Genomic DNA, 23,539 nt, shown 5'->3' with positions numbered 1-23,539 from the left:
TGCGTGCACTTTGGCGAGTTTGGCGGCGCGCCTAGGCGCCATTACAAAGCCGACTTATCTTCTCGCTATCGGCAGCACGCGCCGGCACATAGGCCATCAACCGCAGGTCCGGCCGTCCATCGATGGCAAAGGAGGAGAATTCCAGCCTCAGCTCGCCCACCACCGGGTGGCGGATGGTCTTGGCGCCCTCCCCGGTCATCTGCACGTCGTTCTCGCCCCACAGCCGGGCGAAGTCGGCGCTTTGGGCTGACAGTTCGGCGACGAGTGCGCCCGCCCGCTCATCCTCGCCCACCCGGGCGGTCTCGGCACGAAACGTCGCCACCAGGAACCGCGCCACCGCCTCCCAGTCGCCCTGCGCCGCGCGCGTGGCGGGGTCGAGAAACATCCGCCGCAGGATGTTGCGCGCCTCGGGCGCCATCGCCTCATAATCGGCCAGCACGAGCCGCGCCGCCCGGTTCCAGCCGATAATGTCCCAGGTCGCGGTGGCGACGGTGGCGGGAATCGTCGGCATCGCGTCGAGAAAGCGCTGCAGCCGGCCGGAAATGCCCTGCTGCGAAGGGGCGCTCGCCTTGGGGCGATGGCCGATGCCGACCAGGAACAGGTGCTCGCGCTCCGCTTCCGTCATCATCAGCGCCCGGGCGAGGCTGTCGAGCACGCGCGGGGAAGGTGCCCCGCCCCGCCCCTGCTCCAGCCATGTGTACCAGGTGGTGCTGATATGGGCCCGCTGCGCCACTTCCTCGCGCCGCAGGCCCGGCGTGCGCCGTCGCCCGCCAAAGCCGAGCGCGGCGGCGTCAAGCCGCTGCCGGCGATCCCTCAGGAACGCGCCGAGCCGGTGCTGGTCGCTCTCATCGTGCAACATGGTAGTCATTATACCCGTATAACGTCACTTCTTTAACTGGGTATAGTTTGGCTGTCATTCTCCTCGCCGACAAGAAGGAGAAGTTGTCATGCAAGTATTTGTGACCGGCGCGACCGGGTTTGTCGGTTCGGCCGTAACCGCCGAACTTCTGGCCCATGGGCACCAGGTTATGGGTCTGGCCCGCTCGAACAAAAGCGCGGACGAACTCGTCCGCAGCGGCGCGCAGGTGCTGCGCGGCGATCTCGAAGCGCCGGAAACGCTGCGCGAGGGCGCGCAGTCTTGCGACGCGGTCCTCCATGCCGGCTTCATCCACGACTTCGCCGACTATGCCCGATGCTGCGCCATAGACAGTGCCGCCATTGAGACGCTGGGCGCCGCCATCGAGGGCACGGGCAAGCCGTTCATCGTCACGGCGGGCCTCGCCGGTCTCGCCGTCACCGGCAACGCCGTGACCGAGGACGATGTCGCCCCGCCGCCTTCCGAGATCTACCCCCGCGCCTCCGACAGCGCGGCGCGGGCGCTCACCGCGCGCGGCATCCCCACCATGATCCTGCGCCTGCCGCCCTCCGTGCACGGCAAAGGCGACCATGGTTTCGTGCCGATGCTGATCCAGCGGGCAAGGGAAAAGGGCCGCTCGGCCTATGTCGGCGCCGGCGACAATGCCTGGCCGGCGGTGCATGTGACCGATGCAGCCCGCGCCTATCGCGTCGCGCTGGAGCGCGGCCCGAGCGCTGACACGTTCCACGCGGTAGGCGAACAGGGCGTGCCGTTCCGGGCGATCGCGCAGGCCATTGCTGTCGGTCTCAACCTGACCTGCGTGTCGCTGAGCCCGGAGGAGGCGCGCGAGCACTTCGGCTGGATGGCCCGCTTCACCACGCTGGACCAGCCCACCGCCAGCGAACGGACCCGGCATGTCCTGGGCTGGCACCCCACGGGACCGGGCCTTCTGACCGACATCGCCGAAGCCGGCTATTTCCCGGTTGCCGCCGGCTGAGAGCGGCGGCGCGCCCGACGCCAAGAAGGCCGTCGGGCGCCTCACTTTGTATCAATTCTTATCAGGGTCTGCCCTTGCGACAGGTCGCGACAATCCAGCACGCGGGCGGCACGCTTCTGCGACACCGCGTGCCTAGCCTCTCCCGGTCGACCAATGCCAGCCGCTACGCGCCGGGCCCTCATGGCCGAGGCCAGCGCGGCAGGCTCCGTTTCTCCAGCCGGGAGGCCACCATGGTCCAGCTCACCGTCAACGGGCAGACGCACGACATCGAGGCCGAGCCCGATACGCCGCTTCTCTGGGTGCTGCGCGAGCAAATCGGCCTCACCGGCACCAAGTTCGGCTGCGGCATCGCCATGTGCGGCGCCTGCACGGTGCACATTGACGGGGTGGCGACGCGCTCCTGCGTGATGCCGCTCTCTGCCATCGAGGCCAGCCAGAAGATCGTCACCATTGAGGGCCTGTCGCCGGATGGTTCGCACCCGGTGCAGAAGGCCTGGCTGGCGCTGGACGTGCCGCAATGCGGCTATTGCCAGACCGGCATGATCATGGCGGTAGCCAGCCTGTTGGAGAGCAATCCCACGCCGAGCGACGACGACATCAACGCCGAGATCACCAACATCTGCCGCTGCGGCACCTATAACCGCGTCCGCGCCGCCATCCACATGGCGGCCGACGGCAAGGCCGGCTGAGGGAGAGCGCCATGAGCATTGTTCAGTCGGTCTCGCGCCGCAATTTCATCGTCGGCTCCGGCGCCACCGTGGCCGGCCTGTCGCTCGGCTTCCATGTGCCCTTCCTGGCCTCGGCCTCGGCGCAGGAGGCGGCCGCGACGCTGCCGCCGGAGATCAATGCCTGGGTGGTGGTGAAGCCTGATGACACCATCGTGGTCCGCATCGCCCGCTCCGAAATGGGCCAGGGCACGCTCACCGGCCTCGCCCAGCTGGTCGTCGAGGAGCTGGAAGGCGACTGGTCGAAAGTGACGACCGAATATCCCCCGCCGGGCGAGAACCTGAAGCGCGACCGCGTCTGGGGCAGCTATTCCACCGGCGGATCGCGCGGCGTCCGCGATTCGCATGACTATGTCCGCAAGGGTGGCGCCGCCGCCCGCCACATGCTGGTCGCGGCGGCGGCGGCGCAATGGGGCGTGCCGTCAAGCGAATGCGCGGCGGCCAACAGCGTCATCACCCACGGCCCCAGCGGGCGCACGCTGCGCTTCGGCGAAGTCGCGGAAGCCGCCGGCCGCCAGACGCCGCCGGCCGAAGTCGCTCTGAAGGACCCGAAGGACTGGAAAATCGCCGGCAAGCCATTGGCGCGCCTCGACACGGTAGAGAAGCTCACCGGCAAGCAGGTCTATGGCGCCGATCTCAAGCTTCCCGGCATGCTGAGCGCCGCGATCAAGGCCTGCCCGGTCTTCGGCGGCACGCTGGTGAGCTTCGATGCGGCGGCCGTTGAAAAGATGTCCGGCGTGAAGAAGGTGATGAAGGTGGATGAGCGCTCCGTCGCCGTCGTCGCCGACACCTGGTGGCGCGCCAAGACGGCGCTGGATGCGCTCCCCATCATTTGGGACGAAGGCCCCAACAAAAGCCTCTCCAGCGCCGATATCAGCGCCATGCTGGCGGAAGGGCTGGAGGCGGAAGAGGCCTTCATCGGCAACAGCCAGGGCGATGCGAAGGCCGAACTCGCCCGCGTCGCGGCCGCCGGCGGCAAGGTCATCACCGCGACCTATGCCTTCCCCTACCAGAACCACGCCACCATGGAGCCGATGAATTCCACCGCGCTCTGGACGGCGGAAAAATGCGAGGTGTGGGTGCCAACCCAGAATGGCGAGGCCAGCCTTGCCGCCGCAGCGGAGGCCGCCGGGCTGCCGGTCGGCCAGTGCGAGGTCTACAAGATCCATCTCGGCGGCGGCTTCGGCCGGCGCGGCAATTTCCAGGACTATGTCCGCCAGTCGGTCAGCATCGCCAGGCAGATGCCGGGCACGCCGGTAAAGCTGCTCTGGACCCGCGAGGAGGACATGCTGCACGGCGCCTATCACCCCACCACCCAGGCCAAGCTTACCGGGGCGCTGGATGCCGACGGCAACCTCACCGCGCTGCACCTGCGCATTTCCGGACAGTCGATCCTGGCGGCGGTGCGGCCGCAGGGCATGCAGGGCGGCATGGACCCGGTGGTGTTCCAGGGGCTGACGGCGAGCCTGCCGGAGGGCCACCTCGCCTACACCGTGCCGAACCTGCTGATCGACCACGCCATGCGCAACCCGCCGGTGCCGCCCGGCTTTTGGCGCGGGGTCAACCTCAACCAGAACGCCATCTATGTGGAGTGCTTCATCGACGAGCTGGCCCATGCTGCCGGCACCGAGCCGCTGGCCTTCCGCCGCAAGCTGATGGCGAACCACCCCAAGCACCTCGCGGTGCTGGAGGCGGCGGCCAACGGCATCGGCTGGGATACGCCGCCCGCGCCCGGGCGCCATCGCGGCCTCGGCCAGATCATGGGCTTCGGCTCCTATGTCGCCGCCGCCGCCGAAGTGTCGGTGGAGAATGGCGCGCTGAAGATCCACCGCATCGTCGCCGCCACCGATCCCGGCCATGTGGTGAACCCGGCGCAGGTGGAGCGGCAGGTCGAGGGTTCCTTCGTTTATGGCCTCTCCGCCTGCCTCTATGGCGAATGCACCTTGGCCGGCGGGCGGATGCAGGAGGAGAATTTCGACACTTATGAGGTGCTGCGCATGGCTGAGATGCCTGCGGTGGAGACCATCATGCTGCCCTCCGGCGGCTTCTGGGGCGGGGTGGGCGAGCCGACCATTGCGGTCGCCGCGCCGGCGGTGCTGAATGCGCTGTTCGCCGCCACCGGCAAGCGCTACCGCACCATGCCCTTGAAGAATCACGAGCTTGCCTGATGCGCCTGTTTCCTCTCATGCTGCCGGCGCTGGCGCTGTTGATCTCAGCCGCGCCGGCAAACGCCGCGCCGCCACGCGGGGCGGCCTCCTGCTCCGGCTGTCATCCGCGCACCGACACCAACGGGCCGGTGCCGAGCCTGAACGGCCAACCGGCCGAACAGATCGTGGCGGCCATGGCCGCCTTCCGCTCGGGCGAGCGCCGCTCGACCGTGATGACGCGCATTGCCAAGGGTTTCACCGATGAGGAAACACAGGCCATCGCCGCGTATTTCGCTGCGGGAGGCAACGCGCCCGCTCAGCCGTAGGCGCGTGCTCGGCGCCTTCGCGGCGGGGGCCTGTGCCGCGCTCGCAGGCCCTGCCGTGCTGGCGCAGGCGGCGCCGCGCGTGGTGGTGATCGGCGGCGGCTTCGGCGGGGCGAGCCTCGCCCGTGCGCTGAAGCGCGAAGACCCCGGCATCGCGGTGGCGCTGGTCGAGCCCAACGCCCATTACACCGCCTGCCCGCTCAGCAATGCGGTGATTGCCGGGTTGCGCGACATGAAGGCCCAGCATTTCGGCTATGCCGGGATCGAAGCCGACGGCATCACCCATGTGCCGCAGAAGGCCGTGCGCGTCGAGGCGGACCAGCGCCGCGTCGTGCTCGCCGACGAGGTGCGGCTCAGCTATGACCGGCTCGTCATCGCCCCGGGCATTGACCTCAACTTCGACGCCCTCCCCGGCTATGACGCGGCCGCGAGCCAGCTGATGCCGCACGCCTGGAAGGCGGGCGAGCAGACCCTGCTGCTGCGCCGCCAGCTGGAGGCGATGGAGGATGGCGGGCTGGTGGTCATCTCAGCGCCGACCAATCCGTTCCGCTGCCCGCCCGGGCCCTATGAGCGGGCGAGCCTGATCGCGCATTACCTCAAGGCGCACAAGCCGCGCTCGAAGATCCTCATCCTCGACGCCAAGGACGGCTTTTCCAAGCAGCGCCTGTTCGAGGCTGGCTGGGCCGCGCTCTATCCCGGCATGATCGAATGGGTCGGGTTGTCGTTCGGCGGCGCCGTCACCGGGGTCGACGCCGCGACACGGACGCTGCGCACCGATTTCGGCGAACACCGCGCGGCGGTGGCCAATGTCATTCCCCCCCAGCGCGCCGGCGCCATCGCGGCGCTGGCCGGCGTCGCGGACCGCACCGGCTGGTGCCCGATCGATCCTGTCAGCTTCGAATCGCGGCTGGTGCCCAACATCCATGTCATCGGCGACGCCGCCATTGGCGGGGCGATGCCGAAATCCGCCTTCACCGCCAACGCCCAGGCCAAGGCCTGCGCCAGCGCCGTCATCGCCCTGCTGCGCGAGCGAAATCCCGCCGAGCCGAAGCTGATCAACACCTGCTACAGCCTGCTGGCGCCGGATTACGGCATCTCCATCGCTGGCGTCTACGCCCCGCAGAACGGGCTGCTGGCGGAGGTCGAGGGCGCCGGCGGCACCTCCCCGCTCGACGCCCCGGCCTCTGTCCGGGCCGAGGAGGCCGCCTATGGCGAGGCCTGGTTCCAGACCATCACCACCGAGGCCTTCGCGTGAGGCAGGCGCTCGTGGGCGCCGCCTTAGCCCTCGCCTGCGGCGGAACGGGGAATGCCGCGCGGGCGGAGGAACCGGCCGGGCCGGAGCGCTATGTCGTCACGGGTGACGCGATAATTGAGCCGCTGGCGGGCAGGCGCGGCGATGCCGCCCTCGGGCAGGCGCTGATCGGCGAGCGGCACCGCAGCCTGTGCATCCTGTGCCACGCCGTCCCGGGCGGCGCGGCGCAGCTGCAGGGCACGCTGGCACCGAGCCTTACCGGCATCGGTTCACGGCTTGACGAGGGCCAGATCCGGCTCAGGATCGTCGACATGAAGCGGCTCAACCCGGAGAGCCTCATGCCCACCTATCATGCGCCGCCTGATGGCGCACGGATCGCGCCGGCCTGGCAGGGAAAGCCGGTGCTCGGCGCCGCAGAGATCGAGCACCTGGTCGCCTATCTCGTGACGCTAAAGGAGTGAGCCGATGACAGAACCCATCGCACTGGAACCCGCCGGCGGCCCCTCGCTCGGCCGGCGCGCCGTGCTGGCGGGCGGGGTCGGCATTCTCGTCATGGCGCTGCCGCTGCGCGCGCTGGCGCGGCCCTCGCTGGAGCAGGCGGTGGCCGGCTTCACCGGCGGCGTGCCGGTCACGGCCGGCCGGGTGAAGCTCACCGTGCCGCCGCTGGTGGAAAACGGCAATGCGGTCGGCGTCACCGTCGAGGTCGAAAGCCCGATGACGGACGCCGCCCATGTCCGCCGCATCGGCCTGTTCAATGAGAAGAACCCGCAGGCGGATGTCGCGATCTTCCGCCTCGGCCCCCACAATGGCCGGGCGCGGATTTCCACCCGCATAAGGCTGGCGACCTCGCAGACCGTGCTCGCCGTCGCCGAGCTCAGCGACGGCACCTATTGGTCGAGCGAGGCGAATGTCATCGTCACCCTCGCCGCCTGTATCGAGGATTTGTCATGACCCGCGCGCTCGTCAGTGTGCCGCCGGAAGCCAAGCGCGGCGAGATTGTCGACGTCAGGGCGATGATCGCCCACCCGATGGAGACCGGCTACCGCATGGGGCCCAATGGGGCCGAGATCCCCCGCGACATCATCACTCGCCTCACATGCACCTATGGCGGCGCGGAAGTGTTCTCGGCCGAGTTCTTCCCGGCCGTCTCCGCCAATCCCTTCGTGTCGTTCAGCCTCATCGCGACGGAGAGCGGCACGGTGGCGTTTGAATGGACCGACGACAAGGGGCAGACAGAGACCGCCAGCGCCGAGATCGTGGTCAGCTGATGCGCCGGCCGGCCGCGCGCCTGCCCGTCTTTGCCGCTCTGGCGCTGGCGCTGCTGGGCGGCGACGCGTCGGCGGGCGAGATCGCCCCGGGAGAGCGGCGCTCAGGCCGCGCCTTCATGGCGCCGCAGACGCAGGCGATGCAGGCGGATGACACCAGTAATCCCGGCATGCTCTGGGTGCTGCAGGGCGCCAGCCTGTGGGAAGAGAAGGCCGGCGCGTCCGGCCGCTCCTGCGCCGGCTGCCATGGCGCGGCGGAGGCGATGCGCGGCGTCGCCACCCGCTTTCCCGCCTTTGACGCCGCCAGCGGAAAACTCATCGACCTCACGGGACGCATCCGCCAGTGCCGCAGCGAGCGGCAGGGCGCGCCGGACCTGCCGCGCGACAGCGACGCGCTGCTGGCGCTCACCACCTTGGTGGCGCATCAATCGCGCGGCCTGCCGATCGCGCCGCCGAAGGAGCCCCGGCTCGCCCCCTATCGCGAGACCGGCCGACAGATCTTCACCACCCGCATGGGCCAGCTCGACCTTTCCTGCGCCAATTGCCACGACGACCATTGGAACCAGCGCCTTGCCGGCAGCGCGGTCACGCAGGCGCACCCCACCGGCTATCCCCTCTATCGGCTGGAATGGCAGGGCATCGGCTCGCTGCAGCGCCGGCTGCGCAACTGCATGATCGGCGTGCGCGCCGAACCCTTCGCGGCGGGCTCCGAGGAGTTCATCGCGCTGGAGCTCTATCTCATGCAGCGCGCCGCGGGCATGGAGATCGAGACGCCGGCTGTGCGGCCGTAGTCAGAAGCGGGCGGGCAACATCACTCCGCCGGCGTGCGGGCGCCGAGGACAAGGCCGGGCCGACGCGACGCGCGCACCGGGCCTTTCGCTTCCGGCCCGGCGATGGCGGCATGGGGCAGGCTGATGGTGGCGCGCAGCCCCTGCCCGGTATTGGCCAGCGTGATGTCGCCGCCATGATGGCGCACCATGTTGCGCGAGATCGACAGGCCGAGGCCGATCCCGCCGGTTTCGCGGTTGCGCGAATGCTCCATGCGGAAGAACGGCTCGAACACCTTCTCGGCGATGTCGGCGGGAATGCCCGGACCGTCATCCTCGATCTCGATCTCGATCGCCTGCGGCGTTGTGCGCAAGGTGACGCGGGCGCGCTCGCCATAGCGCACAGCGTTCTCCACCAGATTGCGCACCGCCCGCTTCAGCGCGTCCGGCCGGCAGCGATAGCTGATCTTCGGCCCTTCGACGCAGGTGATCTCATAGCCAAGCTCGATCAGGTCGTCGCACAGGCTGCCCACCAGCGCGGTGAGGTCGACATTGCGCGTGACCTCCTCGGTCGCCTGCTCGCGCGAGAAGGCCAGCGTCGCCTCGGTCATGGCGCGCAGCTCGTCCAGCGTGTCGAGCATCTTCTCGCGGGTCTCGTCCTCGGAGACGAATTCCGCCCGCAGCCGCAGCGAGGTGATCGGCGTGCGCAGATCATGCCCGATCGCCGCCAGCATGCGGGTGCGGTCCTCGACGAAGCGCTGCAGCCGCGACTGCATCAGGTTGAACGCCACCGCCGTGTGGCGCAGATCGTCCGGCCCCTTTTCCTGCAGCGGCGCCACGCTCTCGCCCCGGCCCAGCGCTTCCGCCGCCGCCGCCAGCCGCCGCATCGGCTTGGTCATGGTGCGGGCGATGAAGGCCGCGCACAGCGACAGGATGAACGCCGTCACCCCCAGCGAGATCAGCGAGCGGGCGGAGAGCATGCTGTTCGACATCTTCTTGGAGAAGGCGCTGTTGAGCCAGGAGCCGTCCTTCAGCTGCACGGCAAGGCCCATGCCGGTGGCATCGCCCCAATACATGAACTTGGCCGCCCGCGAGAGCGGCCAGGCATGCGCCGGCAGGTCGAGCCAGGTCGAATAGGGCGCGCCGCTGGCAGGGGTCGGCGAGGCGACGGTGACGCTCACCGGCTGCGGCGCGAGCGCCGGCGCCGCCGCCCTCTCCACCACCGTTTCCGGCCCCCCCTGTTCGGTGCCCGCCAGATTGGCCAGCGTCGGCAGCGGCTCGGCGAGCTTGTCCTTCGCCTCCACCCGCCAGCTCTCGACATTGCCGGGGAAGGTCGGCGTCACCCAGAAGCGGGTGTAGCTGGTGCCGCTGGCCTGCAGAATATCGTGCTGCACGGCGGGCGGGGTGGTTTCCAGCACCTGCGCCACCGAGGCGCTGCGGCTGAGGAATTCGGCCTTGGCCGCGCGCAGCAGCACGCCGCCCATCTCATCGGTGAACAAAAGGAAGCTGATGCCCTGCGAAACCGCGAGCGCCAGCAGCATCACGGCGACGAAGCGGGCGGTCAGGCTGCGGTTCCACATGGCGATCATTGGCCTTCCACCTCGGCCGAGAAGCTGTAGCCGCCGCCCCAATGCGTCTTGATGAGCGCGGGCGATTTCGGGTCGGTCTCGATCTTTTTGCGCAGCCGGCTCACCTGATTGTCGATCGCCCGGTCAAACGGCTCGGCGCTGCGCCCCACGGTGAGGTCAAGCAGCTGGTCGCGGCTCAGCACCAGCCCGGCATGGTCGAGAAAAACGCTCAGCAGCCGGAATTCCGCCGTGCTCAGCGGCACGGTCAGCCCGTCCTGGTCGATCAGCTCGCGCCGCCCGACATTGAGCGCCCACCGGTCGAAGCGCAGTTCCTTCGCCTTCAGCTGACCGCGCTGCGGCGGCAGGCTCTGCACCCGGCGCAGCACCGCCTTGATGCGGGCGAGCAGTTCGCGCGGGTTGAACGGCTTGGAAAGATAGTCATCGGCGCCCAGCTCCAGCCCGACAATGCGGTCGGTCTCCTCCGCCATGGCGGTGAGCATGATGACCGGCAGGCTGGTGGATTCTCGGAGATAGCGGCACAGCGAGAGCCCGTCCTCGCCCGGCATCATCACGTCGAGCACCACGAGGTCGAAGGCATTGCGCTCCATCAGCCGGCGGAACGCGCTCGCGTTCTCGGCCAGCGAGGTGCGGTAGCCGTGCCGGTGCAGATATTTGCCGACCAGATCGCGAATGTCGCGATGGTCGTCGACGATGGCGATGTGCGGTACGGCGTCCATGCGAAAACTCCACGCCTTTTACATACTGCCATCGCCCTTTGCCCGCTGGGAAAAATTGTAACAAAGCGTATAGCGCCGATCGGCTGCGACAGGCCGAGACAATTGGCGGCTCTTTCGCAAGAAGTTCTGCGACATCTCTCCCCTAGATTGGCTTCATCGGACGACGGCAAGCCGATGCCGCGCCGGACACCCGAGTAAACGCAATTACTCGCTTCACCTATACGCATTCTCCTGCGCACCGAAAATTCGGAACAGGAGATAACCAAAATGGAGAGAAGATTATGACCACGTTCAACTGGAAGATGACCCTCACCGCCGCCGTTCTTTCCCTTTCCGCCGCCGGCCTCGTCAACACGGCGCTGGCGGAAGGACGCGACCCGGTGGAAAAGGCCGGCTATGACGCCGCCGTCCGCAGCGCCAGCGAGGCGCGGGCCAATGGCGGTGCCGGCGCGCCTGTTATCGAGGGCCGCAACACCTATGTGCAGCAGCCCGCCACCCAGAATGTCGAGCCCTACATCCAGCGCCAGATCGAGCAGAACGCCCGCTCCACCCGCTGAGAGCTTCGTCAACGGCAAACGCAAGGGCGCGGTCCGCGAGGTCCGCGCCCTTCGCACGTGCGGCAATGTCACTCCCCTTGCCGGCGAGTCCGGAGTCCCTACATCACCCGCGCAGGCCGCAAATGGCCGCATGGGGAATGAGTATGTCGTCGCGTTACGTCCGCCTTGATCCGGAAACCGTCCGCCTTCTCGACCGATGCATCGCCCAGGCGCAGGACGCCGCCACGCGGCTCAATCGCGACGGGGTCGACGAGGTGATGCGGATGCGGCTGGCCTCCGCCCTGATGGAAGCCCTCCGCCTTGGCGAAAGGGATGAGGAGCGGCTGGTCGCCTTCGCCCTGCAGGTGCTGCCGGCCTATCGCGAGCAACTGGCCAAGCCCGCTCATTCGCCCGCTCACGCGCCCGCTCATGCGCCTGATCCTTCGCCGGTTCCCGGGGCGGCGGGCGCTGCACGGCGCCAGGTCGCCGTCGCGCCCGGCCGGTGAACGGGAGAGGTTGCGCAACCAGACAGCCCTTGCGCCCCAGCCTGCCGGGAGGCGATACATCGCTACCCCCTCGGTAGCGGACCCACCCCCATGGATATCAGCGAGCTTTACGATCAGAGCGACGCCGTCGCCCTTGCCGAGCATGTCGCCAAGCGCGACGTCACCCCCGGTGAGCTGCTGGACGAGGCGCTGGCCCGCGTCGCCGCGCTCAACCCGCAGCTGAACGCGGTGACGCTGCTGCAGGAAAAGGTGGCGCGGCGGCTGATCGAGGAAGGCCTGCCCGAGGGGCCGCTGCGGGGCGTGCCGTTCCTGCTCAAGGACCTTGGCGCCGAGGCGATCGATTTTCCCAGCAACAACGGCTCACGCCTGTTCGCCGACACCCGCTATGCCAAGGATTCGGCGATCTATGCCCGGCTCCGGGCGGCCGGCCTCGTCACATTCGGCCGCACCACCTCGCCCGAGGGCGGCGTTGGCCCGACCACCGAGTCGGCGGTCTATGGCGGGCCGACCCGCAACCCGTGGAATCTCGACCACACGCCGGGCGGCTCGTCCGGTGGCGCCGCCGCCGCCGTCGCGGCCGGCATCCTCCCCGCCGCGCATGGCTCGGATGGCGGCGGCTCGGTGCGGATTCCCGCCTCCTCCTGCGGGCTGTTCGGCTTCAAGGCCACCCGCGCCCGCACCCCGGATGGGCCCTATGTCGGCGAGGGCTGGGCCGGTATGGCGATCGACGGCTTTCTGACACGCTCGGTGCGCGACAGCGCGGTGCTGCTCGACGTGACGCAGGGCCCCGACCTCGGCGCACCCTATGTCGCGCCGCCGCTGGAAGCCTCGTTCGGCGCGGCGCTGGCGCGGCGCGACGGGCCGTTCACCATCGCCTTCACCACCACGACCCTGACCGGCGATCCCATCGCGCCGGACTGCAAGGCGGCGGTAGAATCAGCGGCGAAGCTGCTGGAGAGCCTCGGCCACCGTCTGGTCGAAGCCCGGCCGGAGGCCGATACGGCGGGCATGATGGCGGCCTGGACCAAGATTGTCGGCTGCGGCACCGCCCTGACGGTGGAAGGCGCGGTGCGGCGGCGCGGCCGGCCGCTGGAGGACGGCGAGATCGAGAGCGTCGCCCGCTCGGCGGTCGAGTATGCGCGCGGCATCAGCGGCGCCGACTATCTCGAAGCCGTCAACAAGGTGCACGCCTATGGGCGGGAGATGGCGGCGTTCTTCCAGCGCGCCGATTTTTTCCTGACCGCCACGCTGGCCGAGCCGCCGGCGAAGCTCGGGCGTTTCGACCATGTCGGCCGGAATTATCTCGATTACCGGATGGGGCCGGACGGGGTGTTCGCCTATTCGCCCTTCACCGCCGCCTTCAACGCCTCCGGCCAGCCGGCCGCCTCGCTGCCGCTGCACTGGACGGCGGAAGGGCTTCCCGTCGGCATTCACCTCGCCGCGCCCTTCGGCCATGACGAGGCGCTGCTCGGCCTGTGCGCCCGCATCGAGGAAGCCGCGCCCTGGGCCGGACGCCGCCCGCCGATTGCCTGCAAACAGGACGAGCCAAAAATATGATCACATTCGGCGCCACCCCGCTTGCCGGATGAAGAGGGCTCACATACGCTGCTTCACGATAGCGCCGTGAGCGGTGTGTTCGCCTTCCCTGAGAAGGCTCGTGTCTAGCAACGGGTGAATAATGCCGGAGCCTGCCGCTGTACCGGACGCCCGCATCGCTGTCGAATGCAGGGGTATCGTCAAGCAATTTGGCGAAGGACCGCGCGCCTTGCGCGCGCTGGACAATGTTTCCGTCGCCATTCGCGAGAATGAATTCTTCACGTTGCTGGGTCCTTCCGGCTGCGGCAAGACCACGCTGCTGCGGATGATCGCGGGATTTGAGTATCCCACCGAAGGCTCCATTCGCCTGCATGGCGAGGACATTGCCGGCCTGCCGCCTTTCAAGCGGCCGATCAACACCGTGTTCCAGAGCTACGCGCTGTTTCCCCACCTCACCGTTTGGGAGAATGTGGCGTTCGGCCTGCAGATGCTCGGCCGGCCGAAGGGTGAGATCGCCTCCCGCGTCGCCGAGATGCTGAAGCTGGTGCATATGGAGGAGCTGGCGCAGCGCCGCACCGACCAGATTTCCGGCGGCCAGGGCCAGCGCGTCGCCCTCGCCCGGGCGCTGGCACCGGCGCCGAAGGTGCTGCTGCTGGACGAGCCGCTCTCCGCGCTCGACTACAAGCTGCGCAAGGAGATGCAGATCGAGCTCAAGCGCATGCAGAGCGAGACCGGCATCACCTTCATCTTCGTCACCCACGACCAGGAAGAAGCGCTCACCATGTCCGACCGCATCGCGGTCATGTCCAAGGGCAAGGTGCTGCAGATCGGCACGCCCTGGGACATTTACGACAAGCCGGCCGAGCGCTTCGTCGCCGACTTCATCGGCGAGACCAATTTCCTCCCCGCCGCCATGGTCGGCATCGAGGCCGGCATGGCGCGGGTGCGGCTGCCTTCCGGCGTCGAGATGTCCGCCACCCTCGCCGATGGCTATGTGCCCTCAGGCGAGGCGACGCTGGTGGTGCGGCCCGAACATGCCCGCGTGGTCGCAAGCGGCGGGCAACTCTCCGGCCTGGTGGAGAACGTCGTTTATTTCGGCACCGATACCCACATCCATGTGAAGCTGGACGAGGGGATCACCTTCATGGTGCGCCAGCAGAATTCGCGCAGCCAGTCCTGTGGCGCCGAAGTCGGCGCGCGCGTCGGCATCGAGATCGCGCCCGATGCCGCGCAAGTGCTGCGGGACTGAGCCATGGCCAGCGCCGCAGAGATCGCCCGCCGGGACGAACAGGGCAAGATCCGCTCGCGCTGGCTGCTCTCGGCGCCCGCGCTGCTCATCGTCTTCATCGCCTCCATCGGCCCGCTCTTCGTCATGTTGGCCTATTCCTTCATGGCCAAGGGCGATTATGGCGACGTGAAGCCGGGCGAGTTCTCGCTCGACGGCTGGTTCTCGGTCTTCTTCCAGCGCGACATCTTCGACGACACCCTGTCCCTCGCCGACGCGCATCTGTCGATCCTGTGGCGCTCGGTGCGGCTGTCGGTCATCACCACCGTGCTGACCCTCGCGCTGGGGTTCCCGACCGCCTATTTCATCGCCACCCGGCCGCGCCACAGCCGCGAGATCTGGGTGTTCCTGGTGACGATCCCGTTCTGGACCAATCTGCTCATTCGCACCTTCGCGATGCAGCAGGTGATCCGCAATGAGGGCGTGCTGAACACGCTGCTCATGTGGCTCGGGGTGATCCAGGAGCCGATCCCGATCATGTACACCGACTGGGCGATCCTGTTCGGCATGGTCTATGTCTATCTGCCGCTGATGGTGCTGCCGCTCTATGCCAGCCTCGAAAAGCTGGATTTCCGGCTGATCGAGGCGGGGTACGACCTCTATGCCGGCCGGCTCGCCGTGCTGCGGCGGATCATCATCCCGCTGGTGAAGCCCGGCATCGTCGCCGGCTCGATCCTCGTCTTCATCCCCTCGCTCGGCGCCTATGTCATTCCGCGCGTGCTCGGTGGTGGCAAGAACCTGATGCTCGGCAATCTGATCGAGCTGCAATTCGGCGCCGGCCGTAACTGGCCGCTCGGCGCGGCACTGTCGATCACGCTGATGGTGCTGGTGATGGTGGCCATGCTGTTCTATGTGCGCAACGCCGCGCGGTCGGGAGGCGGGCATGGCTAGGGCGCTGTTTGATTTCCGCACCCGGGGGCGGTTCGACATCCGCTCCCAGCCCGGCTTCGGCGCCATCGCGCTGTTCACCTTCGTGCTGCTCTATCTGCCGATCATCACCCTGGTCGTCTACGCCTTCAACGCCAGCGACTCGCTGTCCTCCTGGGGCGGGTTCTCGCTGCACTGGTTCGCCGCCGCCGCGCAGAACCAGTCGGTGCAGGACGCGGCGTGGCGCTCGCTGATCATCGCGGCGAGCGCGGCAAGCATGGCGACCATCGCCGCCACCATGGCGGCGCTCGCCACCACCCGCACCCCGCCCTATCCCGGCCTGTCGTTCAAATACGCCTTCATCAACCTGCCGCTGATGGTGCCGGAAATCGTCACCGCCGTGGCGCTGCTGATCGTGTTCGCGAAGGTGAAGGTGTGGACCGGCTATACGGGCCTGGGCTACCTCATCCTCGCGCACACCGCCTTCTGTATCCCCTTCGCCTATCTGCCGATCCGCGCCCGGCTGGAGGGGATGGACCAGTCGCTGGAGCGCGCGGCGGCGGACCTCTACGCCCCGCCCTGGCAGGTGTTTCGCCGGGTGACGCTGCCGCTGCTGCGGCCCGGCATCATCGCCGGCTTCATGCTGGCCTTCGTCATCTCGCTGGACGACGTGGTGATCTCCGAATTCGTCAAGTCGGGCGGGCAGGACACGCTGCCCACCTATATGCTCGGCCAGCTGCGCCGGGCGGTGACGCCCGAGATCAACGCCATCGCCGCCGCCTTCCTCGTGCTGTCGGTGGCGCTGGTAACGATGTTCTTCTTCATCAACCGCAAAAAAGCCTGAACCAACACAGGACGGAGTGGGACCATGAGCTTGAAATCGACGACGCTGGCGGCGGCGCTCGCCCTTCTCGTCAGCGCGGGCGCGGCCAGCGCCGAGGGGCAGCTGAACATCTACAACTGGGGCGACTACACCAGCCCCGAGTTGATCAAGAAGTTCGAGGAGACGCACAAGGTCAAGGTGACCGTCACCGACTACGATTCCAACGATACCGCGCTGGCCAAGATCCGCGCCGGCGGCCATGGCTTCGACATCGTGGTTCCCTCGGCCAATTACCTCCCGATCTGGATCAAGGAGGGCCTGCTGCTGGAGGCCAGGCCCGACCAGATGCCGAACTTCAAGAATGTGGACGCGCGCTGGGTGAATGTCGCCTGGGATCCGGGCCGGCACTATTCGGTGCCGTGGCAGTGGGGCCTGAGCGGCATCGGCGTCAACAAGAAGGTCTATGGCGGCGACATCAACACCTCCGCGATCTTCCTCGATCCGCCGAAGGAACTGGTCGGCAAGATCAATGTCGAGCCGGAAATGAACGACGTGCTCTACGCCACCATCCGCTATCTCGGCGGCGAGTGGTGCACCACTGACAAGGCGCTGCTGAAGCAGGTGCGCGACAAGCTGCTGGAAGCCAAGCCGAAATGGCTGGCGATGGATTATTCCGTCACCGAGAAGCTGCCCTCGGGCGACTATGCCGGGGTGTATTACTGGAACGGCGCCATCCTGCGCGCGCGCCTGAAGAACCCCGATGTCGCCTTCGGCTATCCCAAGGAAGGCTATCCGCTGTTCATGGACAGCGTGACCATCCTCAAGGACGCCAAGAATGTTGAGAACGCCAAGGCGTTCATGAACTTCATCATGGAGCCGGAAAACGCGGCGATGATCTCGGCCTTCGCCAAATATGCCAACGGCATCAAGGGTTCGGAAGCCTTCTTCCCCGCCGACATGAAGGGCGCGCCGGAGCTGAACGTGCCGCCGGAATTCGAGAAGGCCGGCCAGTTCCTGGAAACCTGCTCGCCGGAAGTTTCCCAGCTCTATGCCCGGATCTGGACCGACATCAACAAGTGACGCCTCAGGGCATCGGACAGGGGGAGGGCCAAACGGCCCTCCCCTTTTTGTGTCCGGCGAGGGGCGGAGAGAGCAACCGGACGTGGAATGCGTCCAGCGGCGTCATCCCGGAAGGACTGCAGGTCCTGTCCGGGATGCTGGCCTTTCCTGGCGGACGATCCCGGCGCGCCGCCTTGCGGCGGCGGCCGGGATGACGGAGGCCCGAGGCCCCCGGCTTGACGACAGAATGAGCGGCCGGCAAGAGCGCCCGCAGGAGCGGCAGTCAGCAGGCGGCAGTCAGCAGGCCGCAGTCAGCAGCGGCCGGCATTTGGCACCGGCCGCCCCGCTCGCGCTTCAGTTCTTCACCGTCTCTTCAAGGAAGAAGCGGCCCAGCGGGTTCTGGTGGAAGTTCTCGATATTCTTGGCGGTGACGTTGATATAGGGGCTGTAATAGAGGTCGATCCAGTTGACGTCGCCCTTGGCCAGCTTCTGCAGCGTCACATACATCGCTTCGCGCTTGGCCGGGTCGGTTTCCAGCCGGGCGGCTTCCACCAGCGCCTTCACCTCGTCATTCTTGTAGCGGGTCATGTAGTTCATGTTGGTGTCGTGGCCGAGCACGAAGGTGGTCTTCTGGTCGACATCGAGAATGTCGTTGGTCCAGTACATCACCGAGATGTCGTAGTCGCCGTTCACCAGCATGTCCCAGCTCTGGCTGGGGTCGACCTTCTGCAGCGTCACGCCGACGCCGGCCTTGGCCAGCTGCTGCTGCACGAGAACGGCGATCTGCTCGTCCGTCTCCTTACCGGCATTGACGACGTAGTTCAGCGTGAGGCCGGAGGCGCCGGCATCGGCCAGCATCTTCTTGGCCTTTTCCGGGTCATAGGGCCGGCGCAGATTGTCGGCATAGTGATAGAGCGCGCCCTTGGGCACATAGGAATAGGCGACCTCGCCCAGCCCGAAAGTGGCGGCCTCGACGATCGCCTGCTTGTCGATCGCCATATCAAGCGCCTCGCGCACCTCCTTCTTCGCCAGCGCGCCATGCTCATGGTTGATGAGCATGTGGTCCTCGCGGGTCGAGGGATCGCTGATGACCTTGAGGTCCGGATTGGTCTTCAGCTCGGCGACGCGGGAGAACGGCACGGTGATGGCGGCATCCACCTCGCCGGCCTGGATCTTCAGCATGCGGGTGTTGTCGTCGGGAATGACCAGCCATTCCACGCCGTCGAGGCTCACCTTGGCGGCGTCCCAGTAATTGGGGTTCTTCTTCAGGATGATGCGGTCGCCGCGGCGCCACTCCACCAGGCTGAAGGCACCCGAGCCGACCGGCTTCTCGGCGAAGGCGTCGGCGGCGGCGCCGTCCACCAGCTTCTTCGGCAGCACCGAAGCGTTGGGCAGCGCCATCATCGACAGGAACGGCACCGACTTGCCCTTCAGCTTCACCACCAGCGTCTTGGGGTCGGTGGCGGTGGCGGTGTCGATCACCTTGAAGCTGTCGCCCCAGAGCGAGCCCTTGTCGTCGCGGATGCGGATCAGCGAGAAGGCGGCGTCCTCGGCGGTGACGGGGGCGCCATCGGAGAACTTCGCGTCGCGCAGCTTGAAAGTGTAGGTCAGGCCGTCATCGGAAATCGTCCAGCTCTCGGCAAGGCCCGGCACCAGCTTGGTGCCGCTGGCGTCCACCCGCACCAGAACGTCGAACACGTTCGAGAACACCCAATTGTCGACATTCTGCGCCGACTTGATCGGGTCGAACGTGGTGGAATCCTCGTTGCGGGCGATGGTGAGCACGCCGGCGGCGTGGGCATAGCTGGTCGACAGCGAAAGAAGCGCGGCAAAGGCCGCGAGGCGGGATTTGCGGAAGGCGGTTTTCACGTGTTTCTTCCTCTGGTGGTTAGCTGGCTAACTTCTCCACCGGCGGCGCCAGCAGGCGCCGGTCCGGATCGATGTCGGGAATGGCGGCGATGAGCGCGGCGGTGTAGGCCTCGCGCGGCCGCTCGAACACCTCGGCGCAGGGCCCCTCCTCCACGATGCGGCCGTGATGCATCACCACCACCCGCGCGCAGAGATGGCGCACGATGGCGAGGTCGTGGGCGATGAACACCAGCGTCAGTTCCATGGTCTTCACCAGCCGCTGGAACAGCGCGACGATCTGCGCCTGGATGGTGACGTCGAGCGCGGCGACGCATTCATCGGCGACGATCAGCCGGGGATCGACCGCCAGCGCCCGGGCGATGCCGGCGCGTTGGCACTGGCCGCCGGAGAGCTGGCGCGGCCGGCGGCCGGCGAGTTCGGGGTCGAGTTCCACCAGCGCCAGCAGTTCCGCCACCCGTGCCGGAATAGCGGCCGAAGGCACCTTGCCCTGCACGCGCAGCACCTCGGTCAACGTCTGGCCGATGGTCAGGCGCGGGTTGAGCGAGTTGAACGGGTCCTGGAACACCATGGCGGCCTGGTGCCGGATCTTCGCCAGCGCCACCCCCGGCTGCCCCCGCAGGGTGGTGCCATCGAAGCTGATGTGCCCGTCGGAGATCGGGGTGAGGCCGAGCATCGCCCGCGCCAGCGTCGACTTTCCCGAGCCGCTCTCGCCGACAATGCCGACCGTCTCGCCGGGCCGGATCTGCAGTGACACCCCGTCCACGGCGCTGAAGCTGCGGCGGCGGCCGAACAGGCCGCCGGGGAGCGGGAATCGGATGTGAAGATCGTCGATCTCCACCAGCGGGCGTGCCGGCACGGCGGAGGAGGTCGGCAGGTTGGCCTCTTTGGCCTCATCGGCCTGATCGTCCACCTCACTGCACTCATTGGTCACGGGCATTGAGGGGTGGCTGGCGATCAGCGCCCGCGTATAGGCATGGGCGGGCCGGGCGAGCAGCGCGCGCTTGTCGCCCGCCTCGACCACCCGCCCCTGCCGCATCACCGCGATGCGGTCGCAGGTCTGCGCGACCACGCCGAGATCATGGGTGATCAGGATGATGGAAAGGCCGCGCGCCTCCCGCAACTCCATGAGAAGACGCAGGATTTGCGCCTGGATGGTGACGTCGAGCGCGGTTGTCGGCTCGTCCGCGATGAGGATTTTCGGGTCGCAGGCCAGCGCCACCGCAATCATGGCGCGCTGGCGCATGCCGCCGGAAAACTCGTGCGGATAGGCGGCGAACTGGCGCGGCGGATCAGTGAATCCCACCTGCCGCATCAGCGCGATCGCCTCCGCCTGCGCCGCCGCCCGATCCAGCCGACGGTGAAAGCGCAGCCCCTCGGCAATCTGGTCGCCGACCCGCATGACAGGGTCGAGATGGCTGCTAGGGTTCTGAAATATCATGCCTATTTCGGCGCCGCGCACCTGCTGCATCTGCGCTTCGCTGAGCGCCAGCAGGTCGCGCCCGCCCATTCTCACCTCGCCCTGGGTGACGGAGATGGCGCGCGATGGCAGCAACTGCACCAGCGACCGGCACAGCAAGCTCTTGCCCGACCCGCTCTCGCCGACAAGCCCGAGAATCTCGCCGGGCTGAAGGTCGAGCGAGACGCGGTCGAGCAGGGTGCGCGGGCCTTGTTCGCCGCGCACCCTGACGGAGAGATCGCGGATCGACAGCAGCGGGGTGCTCATTCGTGCACTCCCATCGCTTCGCCGAGCGCGTCGCCGATCATCGAAAAACCGAAGGCCAGCAGGACGATAGACAGGCCGGGGAACAGGGTGATCCACCAGGCCTGGGAGAGAAAGGCCTGCCCCTCCGCCACCATGATGCCCCACTCCGCCGTCGGCGGCTGGACGCCAAGGCCGAGATAGGAGATCGCCGCCCCCGACAGCAGCACCAGCACCGAATCCGACATGCAGAACACCAGCGAGCCCGCCACCGAATTGGGCAGCAGGTGCCGGAACAGCACGCGGGTGCGCGAAAAACCAAGGCTCACCGCCGCCACGGCGTAATCCGCATTCTTCAGAACGAGAATCTGCGCCCGGATGAGGCGCGCATAAGACACCCAGCCGACCAGCGCCATCGCGATGTAGAAGCTGGAAAGCCCCGGCCCGAGAATGGCGATAATGGAGAGCATCAGCACCAGGAAGGGGAAGGCGAGGATGATGTCGATCAGCCGCATCAGCACCGCATCAACGAGGCCACCGAAAAAGCCAGCAATCGCGCCGATCACGGTGCCGATGACCAGCGGGAAAAACACGCCAATCACGGCCATCTGCAGGTCGACCCGGGCGCCAAAAATGATGCGCGAGAGGATGTCGCGGCCGAAATTGTCGGTGCCGAACGGGTGCGCCAGCGACGGCGGCTGGATGCGCGCCGCGCCATCCTGGAAGATCGGGTCATAGGGAGCGATCAGCGGCGCGGCGAGAGCGGCCAGGGCAAAGCCCCCGACAATCACAAGTCCGGCGAGAAGCGTGCGGTTCATCCGCGTGGCGGAGACGGGCGCGCTCACAGCTTCACCCGTGGATCGGCGGCGACGGTGGCGATGTCGGCGAGGAAGTTCACCAGCACGGTGGCGCAGGCGAACACCATGGCGACGCCCTGCACCACCATGTAATCGCGCGAGAAAATGGCGCGCACCAGCAATTGCCCCATGCCAGGCAGGGCGAAGATGCTCTCGATCACCACCGTGCCGCCGATCAGCCAGCCGATGTTCACCGCCAGCAGGTTGATGGTGGGCGCGATGGAATTGGGCAGCACATGGCGCCAGAACACGATGGACTCGGGCATGCCCCGCGCCCGGGCGGCGGTGGCAACGTCCGATTTCAGCCAGTCCACCATCGCCGCGCGCAGCGAGCGCAGCAGCACGGTGGACAGCGACAACGCGATGGTGAGCGCGGGCAGCGCCAGATGCGCCAGCTTGTCGCCCAGCGTCTCGCCATAGCCGGAGACGGGGAAAATCGGGAACCTCACCGCCAGCAGCATGATCAGCATCAGCCCCAACCAGAAGGGTGGAAAGCCGATGCCGAAAGTGGAGACGACGCGGATCGCGTGGTCGACCGGCCTGCCCTGGTTGCGGGCGGCGAGCGCCGCCAGCGGCACGGCGATGAGGATGGAAAGCAGCACGCTGCACAGGATGAGCGCAAAGGTCGGCTCGATGCGGGTGCCGATCAGCCGCAGCACGTCGATCCGATAGACGATCGACATGCCCATCTCGCCATTGGCGAGATTGCGCAGGAAATACAGATATTGCAGCCACAAAGGCTCGTCGAGGCCGAATTGCGCGCGGATATTGGCGATGGCGGTCGGCGTGGCGCGCGCGCCCAGCAGGACCCGCGCCGGATCGCCGGGGATCATCCGCACCAGGATGAAGGTGATGAGGCTGACGCCGAACACGACCGGCACGAATTGCAGCGGCCGCATCAGGATGAAGGAATAGCGGCGCATCTCTATCGCGATACGCTGGCGAGGAAGTCGAGCAGAGGCGGGTAATAGCCGGCTGGGTTCTCGTAGAACGGCATGTGGCTGGCATTGGCGACGACATTGATCCGCGCCTGCGGCAGAGCGTGCTTCATCTTCATGGCGCAGGCCGGGGTCAGTTCGTCGCGCTCGCCCACCACGATCAGCGTCGGCACGGTGATGCGAGGCAGATCCGGGATGCGGTTCCAGTCCTTCAGATTGCCGGTGTAGAGAAACTCGTTCGGCCCCTGCATGGTGCCATAGGGGCCCATGTTCCAGTCGGCCAGCGAGCGCTGTACCGGCGCCGGCCATTCCGGCAGGCGGCAGACATGGCGGTAGTTCAGCAGCGTGATGGCGGCCTGGTATTCGGGATGGTCGAAGCTGCCGGCCGCCTCGTGCTTCTGCATCATTGCCACCGTCTCCGGCCCGAGCGCGGCGCGCAGCTTCTCCAACTCACTCACCAGATGCGGCATGTCGGCCACCGTGTCGGCGAGGATCAGGCTTTTCAGCGCCTGCGGGTAGGCCAGCGCGTAGTCGATGGCGAGCCACCCGCCCCAGCTATGGCCGAGCAGATGCACCTTTCCGAGGCCAAGCGCGGCGCGCACGGTCTCGGTCTCTTCGACATAGCGCGCGATCGTCCACAGCGCAGGGTCTGTCGGCCGGTCGGCGGCGCCGGTGCCGAGCTGGTCGAACGCCACCACCCGGTAGCCCTGATCGATCAGGCAGGAATGCGCCTCGCGCAGATAGTCGCAGGCCAGCCCCGGCCCGCCATTGAGGAGAAAGACGGTTTCCGCGCCGGTGCCGAATGAATAGGCCACCACCCGGTGCTCACCGACCCTCACCTCATGCCGCTCATGCGGCTCAATCTCCCGCCACATCGTCCGGCCCGTCCCTGCTCAACAAAAAGGCATGCTCAATTCGTAGAGAAAA

The 23,539-nt window shown here is 67.4% G+C and carries 24 protein-coding genes; 16 read left to right on the top strand and 8 right to left on the bottom strand.

All coding sequences use genetic code 11. The annotated features are described in order from the left end of the window. Window positions 1–31 precede the first annotated feature (31 nt). The gene (locus A3M1_RS0120235) at window positions 32–859 is read right to left on the bottom strand and encodes a helix-turn-helix transcriptional regulator (RefSeq protein ID WP_018390815.1); all 828 of its coding nucleotides are present in this window, start codon (window positions 857–859) and stop codon (window positions 32–34) included. Window positions 860–947: 88 nt separating this feature from the next. Between A3M1_RS0120235 and A3M1_RS0120230 the strand changes: the two genes are divergently transcribed. The 9 genes from A3M1_RS0120230 (at window position 948) to soxA (ending at window position 8,356) form a co-directional block, all read left to right on the top strand. Then, window positions 948–1,853, top strand: coding sequence for an SDR family oxidoreductase (locus tag A3M1_RS0120230; RefSeq protein ID WP_018390814.1), 906 nt, complete (start codon window positions 948–950; stop codon window positions 1,851–1,853). A gap of 230 nt (window positions 1,854–2,083) precedes the next feature. Further along, window positions 2,084–2,542, top strand: a complete 459-nt coding sequence (locus A3M1_RS0120225; RefSeq protein WP_018390813.1) for a (2Fe-2S)-binding protein — start codon at window positions 2,084–2,086, stop codon at window positions 2,540–2,542. Window positions 2,543–2,553: 11 nt separating this feature from the next. Further along, the gene (locus A3M1_RS0120220) at window positions 2,554–4,746 is read left to right on the top strand and encodes a xanthine dehydrogenase family protein molybdopterin-binding subunit (protein ID WP_018390812.1); all 2,193 of its coding nucleotides are present in this window, start codon (window positions 2,554–2,556) and stop codon (window positions 4,744–4,746) included. Then, entirely contained in the window at window positions 4,746–5,051 is a 306-nt protein-coding gene (locus A3M1_RS0120215; RefSeq protein WP_018390811.1) for a c-type cytochrome, read from the top strand. Before A3M1_RS0120220 ends, A3M1_RS0120215 begins: the two co-directional genes overlap by 1 nt. Before the next feature lie 4 nt (window positions 5,052–5,055). Then, complete coding sequence (locus A3M1_RS0120210; RefSeq protein ID WP_018390810.1) at window positions 5,056–6,303, top strand: NAD(P)/FAD-dependent oxidoreductase; 1,248 nt, start codon at window positions 5,056–5,058, stop codon at window positions 6,301–6,303. Continuing rightward, window positions 6,300–6,761, top strand: coding sequence for a sulfur oxidation c-type cytochrome SoxX (soxX, locus tag A3M1_RS0120205; protein ID WP_018390809.1), 462 nt, complete (start codon window positions 6,300–6,302; stop codon window positions 6,759–6,761). The genes A3M1_RS0120210 and soxX overlap by 4 nt, the downstream gene beginning before the upstream one ends. A 4-nt stretch (window positions 6,762–6,765) precedes the next feature. Next, entirely contained in the window at window positions 6,766–7,251 is a 486-nt protein-coding gene (locus tag A3M1_RS0120200) for a SoxY-related AACIE arm protein (protein ID WP_018390808.1), read from the top strand. Next, window positions 7,248–7,568: a thiosulfate oxidation carrier complex protein SoxZ gene (soxZ, locus tag A3M1_RS0120195; protein WP_018390807.1), complete on the top strand. Its 321-nt coding sequence runs from the start codon at window positions 7,248–7,250 to the stop codon at window positions 7,566–7,568. Before A3M1_RS0120200 ends, soxZ begins: the two co-directional genes overlap by 4 nt. Beyond that, entirely contained in the window at window positions 7,568–8,356 is a 789-nt protein-coding gene (soxA, locus tag A3M1_RS0120190; protein ID WP_018390806.1) for a sulfur oxidation c-type cytochrome SoxA, read from the top strand. Before soxZ ends, soxA begins: the two co-directional genes overlap by 1 nt. A gap of 20 nt (window positions 8,357–8,376) precedes the next feature. Here soxA and A3M1_RS0120185 read toward each other — a convergent pair whose 3' ends face one another. Together A3M1_RS0120185 and A3M1_RS0120180 are read right to left on the bottom strand one after the other, a co-directional pair. Continuing rightward, the gene (locus tag A3M1_RS0120185) at window positions 8,377–9,921 is read right to left on the bottom strand and encodes a HAMP domain-containing sensor histidine kinase (protein ID WP_018390805.1); all 1,545 of its coding nucleotides are present in this window, start codon (window positions 9,919–9,921) and stop codon (window positions 8,377–8,379) included. Then, the gene (locus tag A3M1_RS0120180; RefSeq protein ID WP_018390804.1) at window positions 9,918–10,637 is read right to left on the bottom strand and encodes a response regulator; all 720 of its coding nucleotides are present in this window, start codon (window positions 10,635–10,637) and stop codon (window positions 9,918–9,920) included. The genes A3M1_RS0120185 and A3M1_RS0120180 overlap by 4 nt, the downstream gene beginning before the upstream one ends. Window positions 10,638–10,918: 281 nt before the next feature. Between A3M1_RS0120180 and A3M1_RS0120175 the strand changes: the two genes are divergently transcribed. From A3M1_RS0120175 to A3M1_RS0120145, 7 genes are all read left to right on the top strand, one after another. Then, window positions 10,919–11,194, top strand: coding sequence for a hypothetical protein (locus A3M1_RS0120175; RefSeq protein ID WP_018390803.1), 276 nt, complete (start codon window positions 10,919–10,921; stop codon window positions 11,192–11,194). Window positions 11,195–11,337: 143 nt separating this feature from the next. Further along, a complete protein-coding gene (locus A3M1_RS0120170) occupies window positions 11,338–11,679 on the top strand; it encodes a hypothetical protein (RefSeq protein ID WP_018390802.1) in 342 nt (113 codons plus the stop codon). A gap of 90 nt (window positions 11,680–11,769) precedes the next feature. Beyond that, window positions 11,770–13,236, top strand: coding sequence for an amidase (locus A3M1_RS0120165; RefSeq protein WP_018390801.1), 1,467 nt, complete (start codon window positions 11,770–11,772; stop codon window positions 13,234–13,236). A 121-nt stretch (window positions 13,237–13,357) separates the two neighbouring features. Beyond that, window positions 13,358–14,464, top strand: a complete 1,107-nt coding sequence (locus tag A3M1_RS0120160; RefSeq protein ID WP_018390800.1) for an ABC transporter ATP-binding protein — start codon at window positions 13,358–13,360, stop codon at window positions 14,462–14,464. A gap of 3 nt (window positions 14,465–14,467) precedes the next feature. After that, a complete protein-coding gene (locus A3M1_RS0120155; RefSeq protein WP_018390799.1) occupies window positions 14,468–15,391 on the top strand; it encodes an ABC transporter permease in 924 nt (307 codons plus the stop codon). Beyond that, complete coding sequence (locus A3M1_RS0120150; protein ID WP_018390798.1) at window positions 15,384–16,211, top strand: ABC transporter permease; 828 nt, start codon at window positions 15,384–15,386, stop codon at window positions 16,209–16,211. The genes A3M1_RS0120155 and A3M1_RS0120150 overlap by 8 nt, the downstream gene beginning before the upstream one ends. A 24-nt stretch (window positions 16,212–16,235) precedes the next feature. After that, window positions 16,236–17,270, top strand: a complete 1,035-nt coding sequence (locus tag A3M1_RS0120145) for an extracellular solute-binding protein (protein WP_018390797.1) — start codon at window positions 16,236–16,238, stop codon at window positions 17,268–17,270. Between the two features lie 333 nt (window positions 17,271–17,603). On the opposite strand, the gene A3M1_RS0120140 is transcribed toward A3M1_RS0120145, so the two are convergent. Genes A3M1_RS0120140 through A3M1_RS0120120 form a run of 5 tightly spaced genes read right to left on the bottom strand, consistent with a single transcriptional unit; the run spans window position 17,604 to window position 23,487 of the window. Further along, window positions 17,604–19,118 carry an ABC transporter substrate-binding protein gene (locus A3M1_RS0120140; protein ID WP_018390796.1) on the bottom strand — a complete coding sequence of 505 codons (1,515 nt, stop codon included), beginning with the start codon at window positions 19,116–19,118 and terminating at the stop codon, window positions 17,604–17,606. A 19-nt stretch (window positions 19,119–19,137) separates the two neighbouring features. Then, window positions 19,138–20,841 carry an ABC transporter ATP-binding protein gene (locus A3M1_RS0120135; protein WP_018390795.1) on the bottom strand — a complete coding sequence of 568 codons (1,704 nt, stop codon included), beginning with the start codon at window positions 20,839–20,841 and terminating at the stop codon, window positions 19,138–19,140. Continuing rightward, window positions 20,838–21,635, bottom strand: coding sequence for an ABC transporter permease (locus A3M1_RS0120130; protein WP_018390794.1), 798 nt, complete (start codon window positions 21,633–21,635; stop codon window positions 20,838–20,840). Before A3M1_RS0120130 ends, A3M1_RS0120135 begins: the two co-directional genes overlap by 4 nt. A 23-nt stretch (window positions 21,636–21,658) precedes the next feature. Next, complete coding sequence (locus tag A3M1_RS0120125; protein WP_018390793.1) at window positions 21,659–22,597, bottom strand: ABC transporter permease; 939 nt, start codon at window positions 22,595–22,597, stop codon at window positions 21,659–21,661. A 2-nt stretch (window positions 22,598–22,599) separates the two neighbouring features. Then, a complete protein-coding gene (locus tag A3M1_RS0120120; protein WP_018390792.1) occupies window positions 22,600–23,487 on the bottom strand; it encodes a proline iminopeptidase-family hydrolase in 888 nt (295 codons plus the stop codon). Window positions 23,488–23,539: the final 52 nt, after the last annotated feature.

Source organism: Ancylobacter sp. FA202 (assembly GCF_000380205.1).
GTDB lineage: Bacteria > Pseudomonadota > Alphaproteobacteria > Rhizobiales > Xanthobacteraceae > Ancylobacter.
Note: the sequence above shows the minus strand (reverse complement) of the source record. Positions and strands in the feature narration are given on the sequence as shown.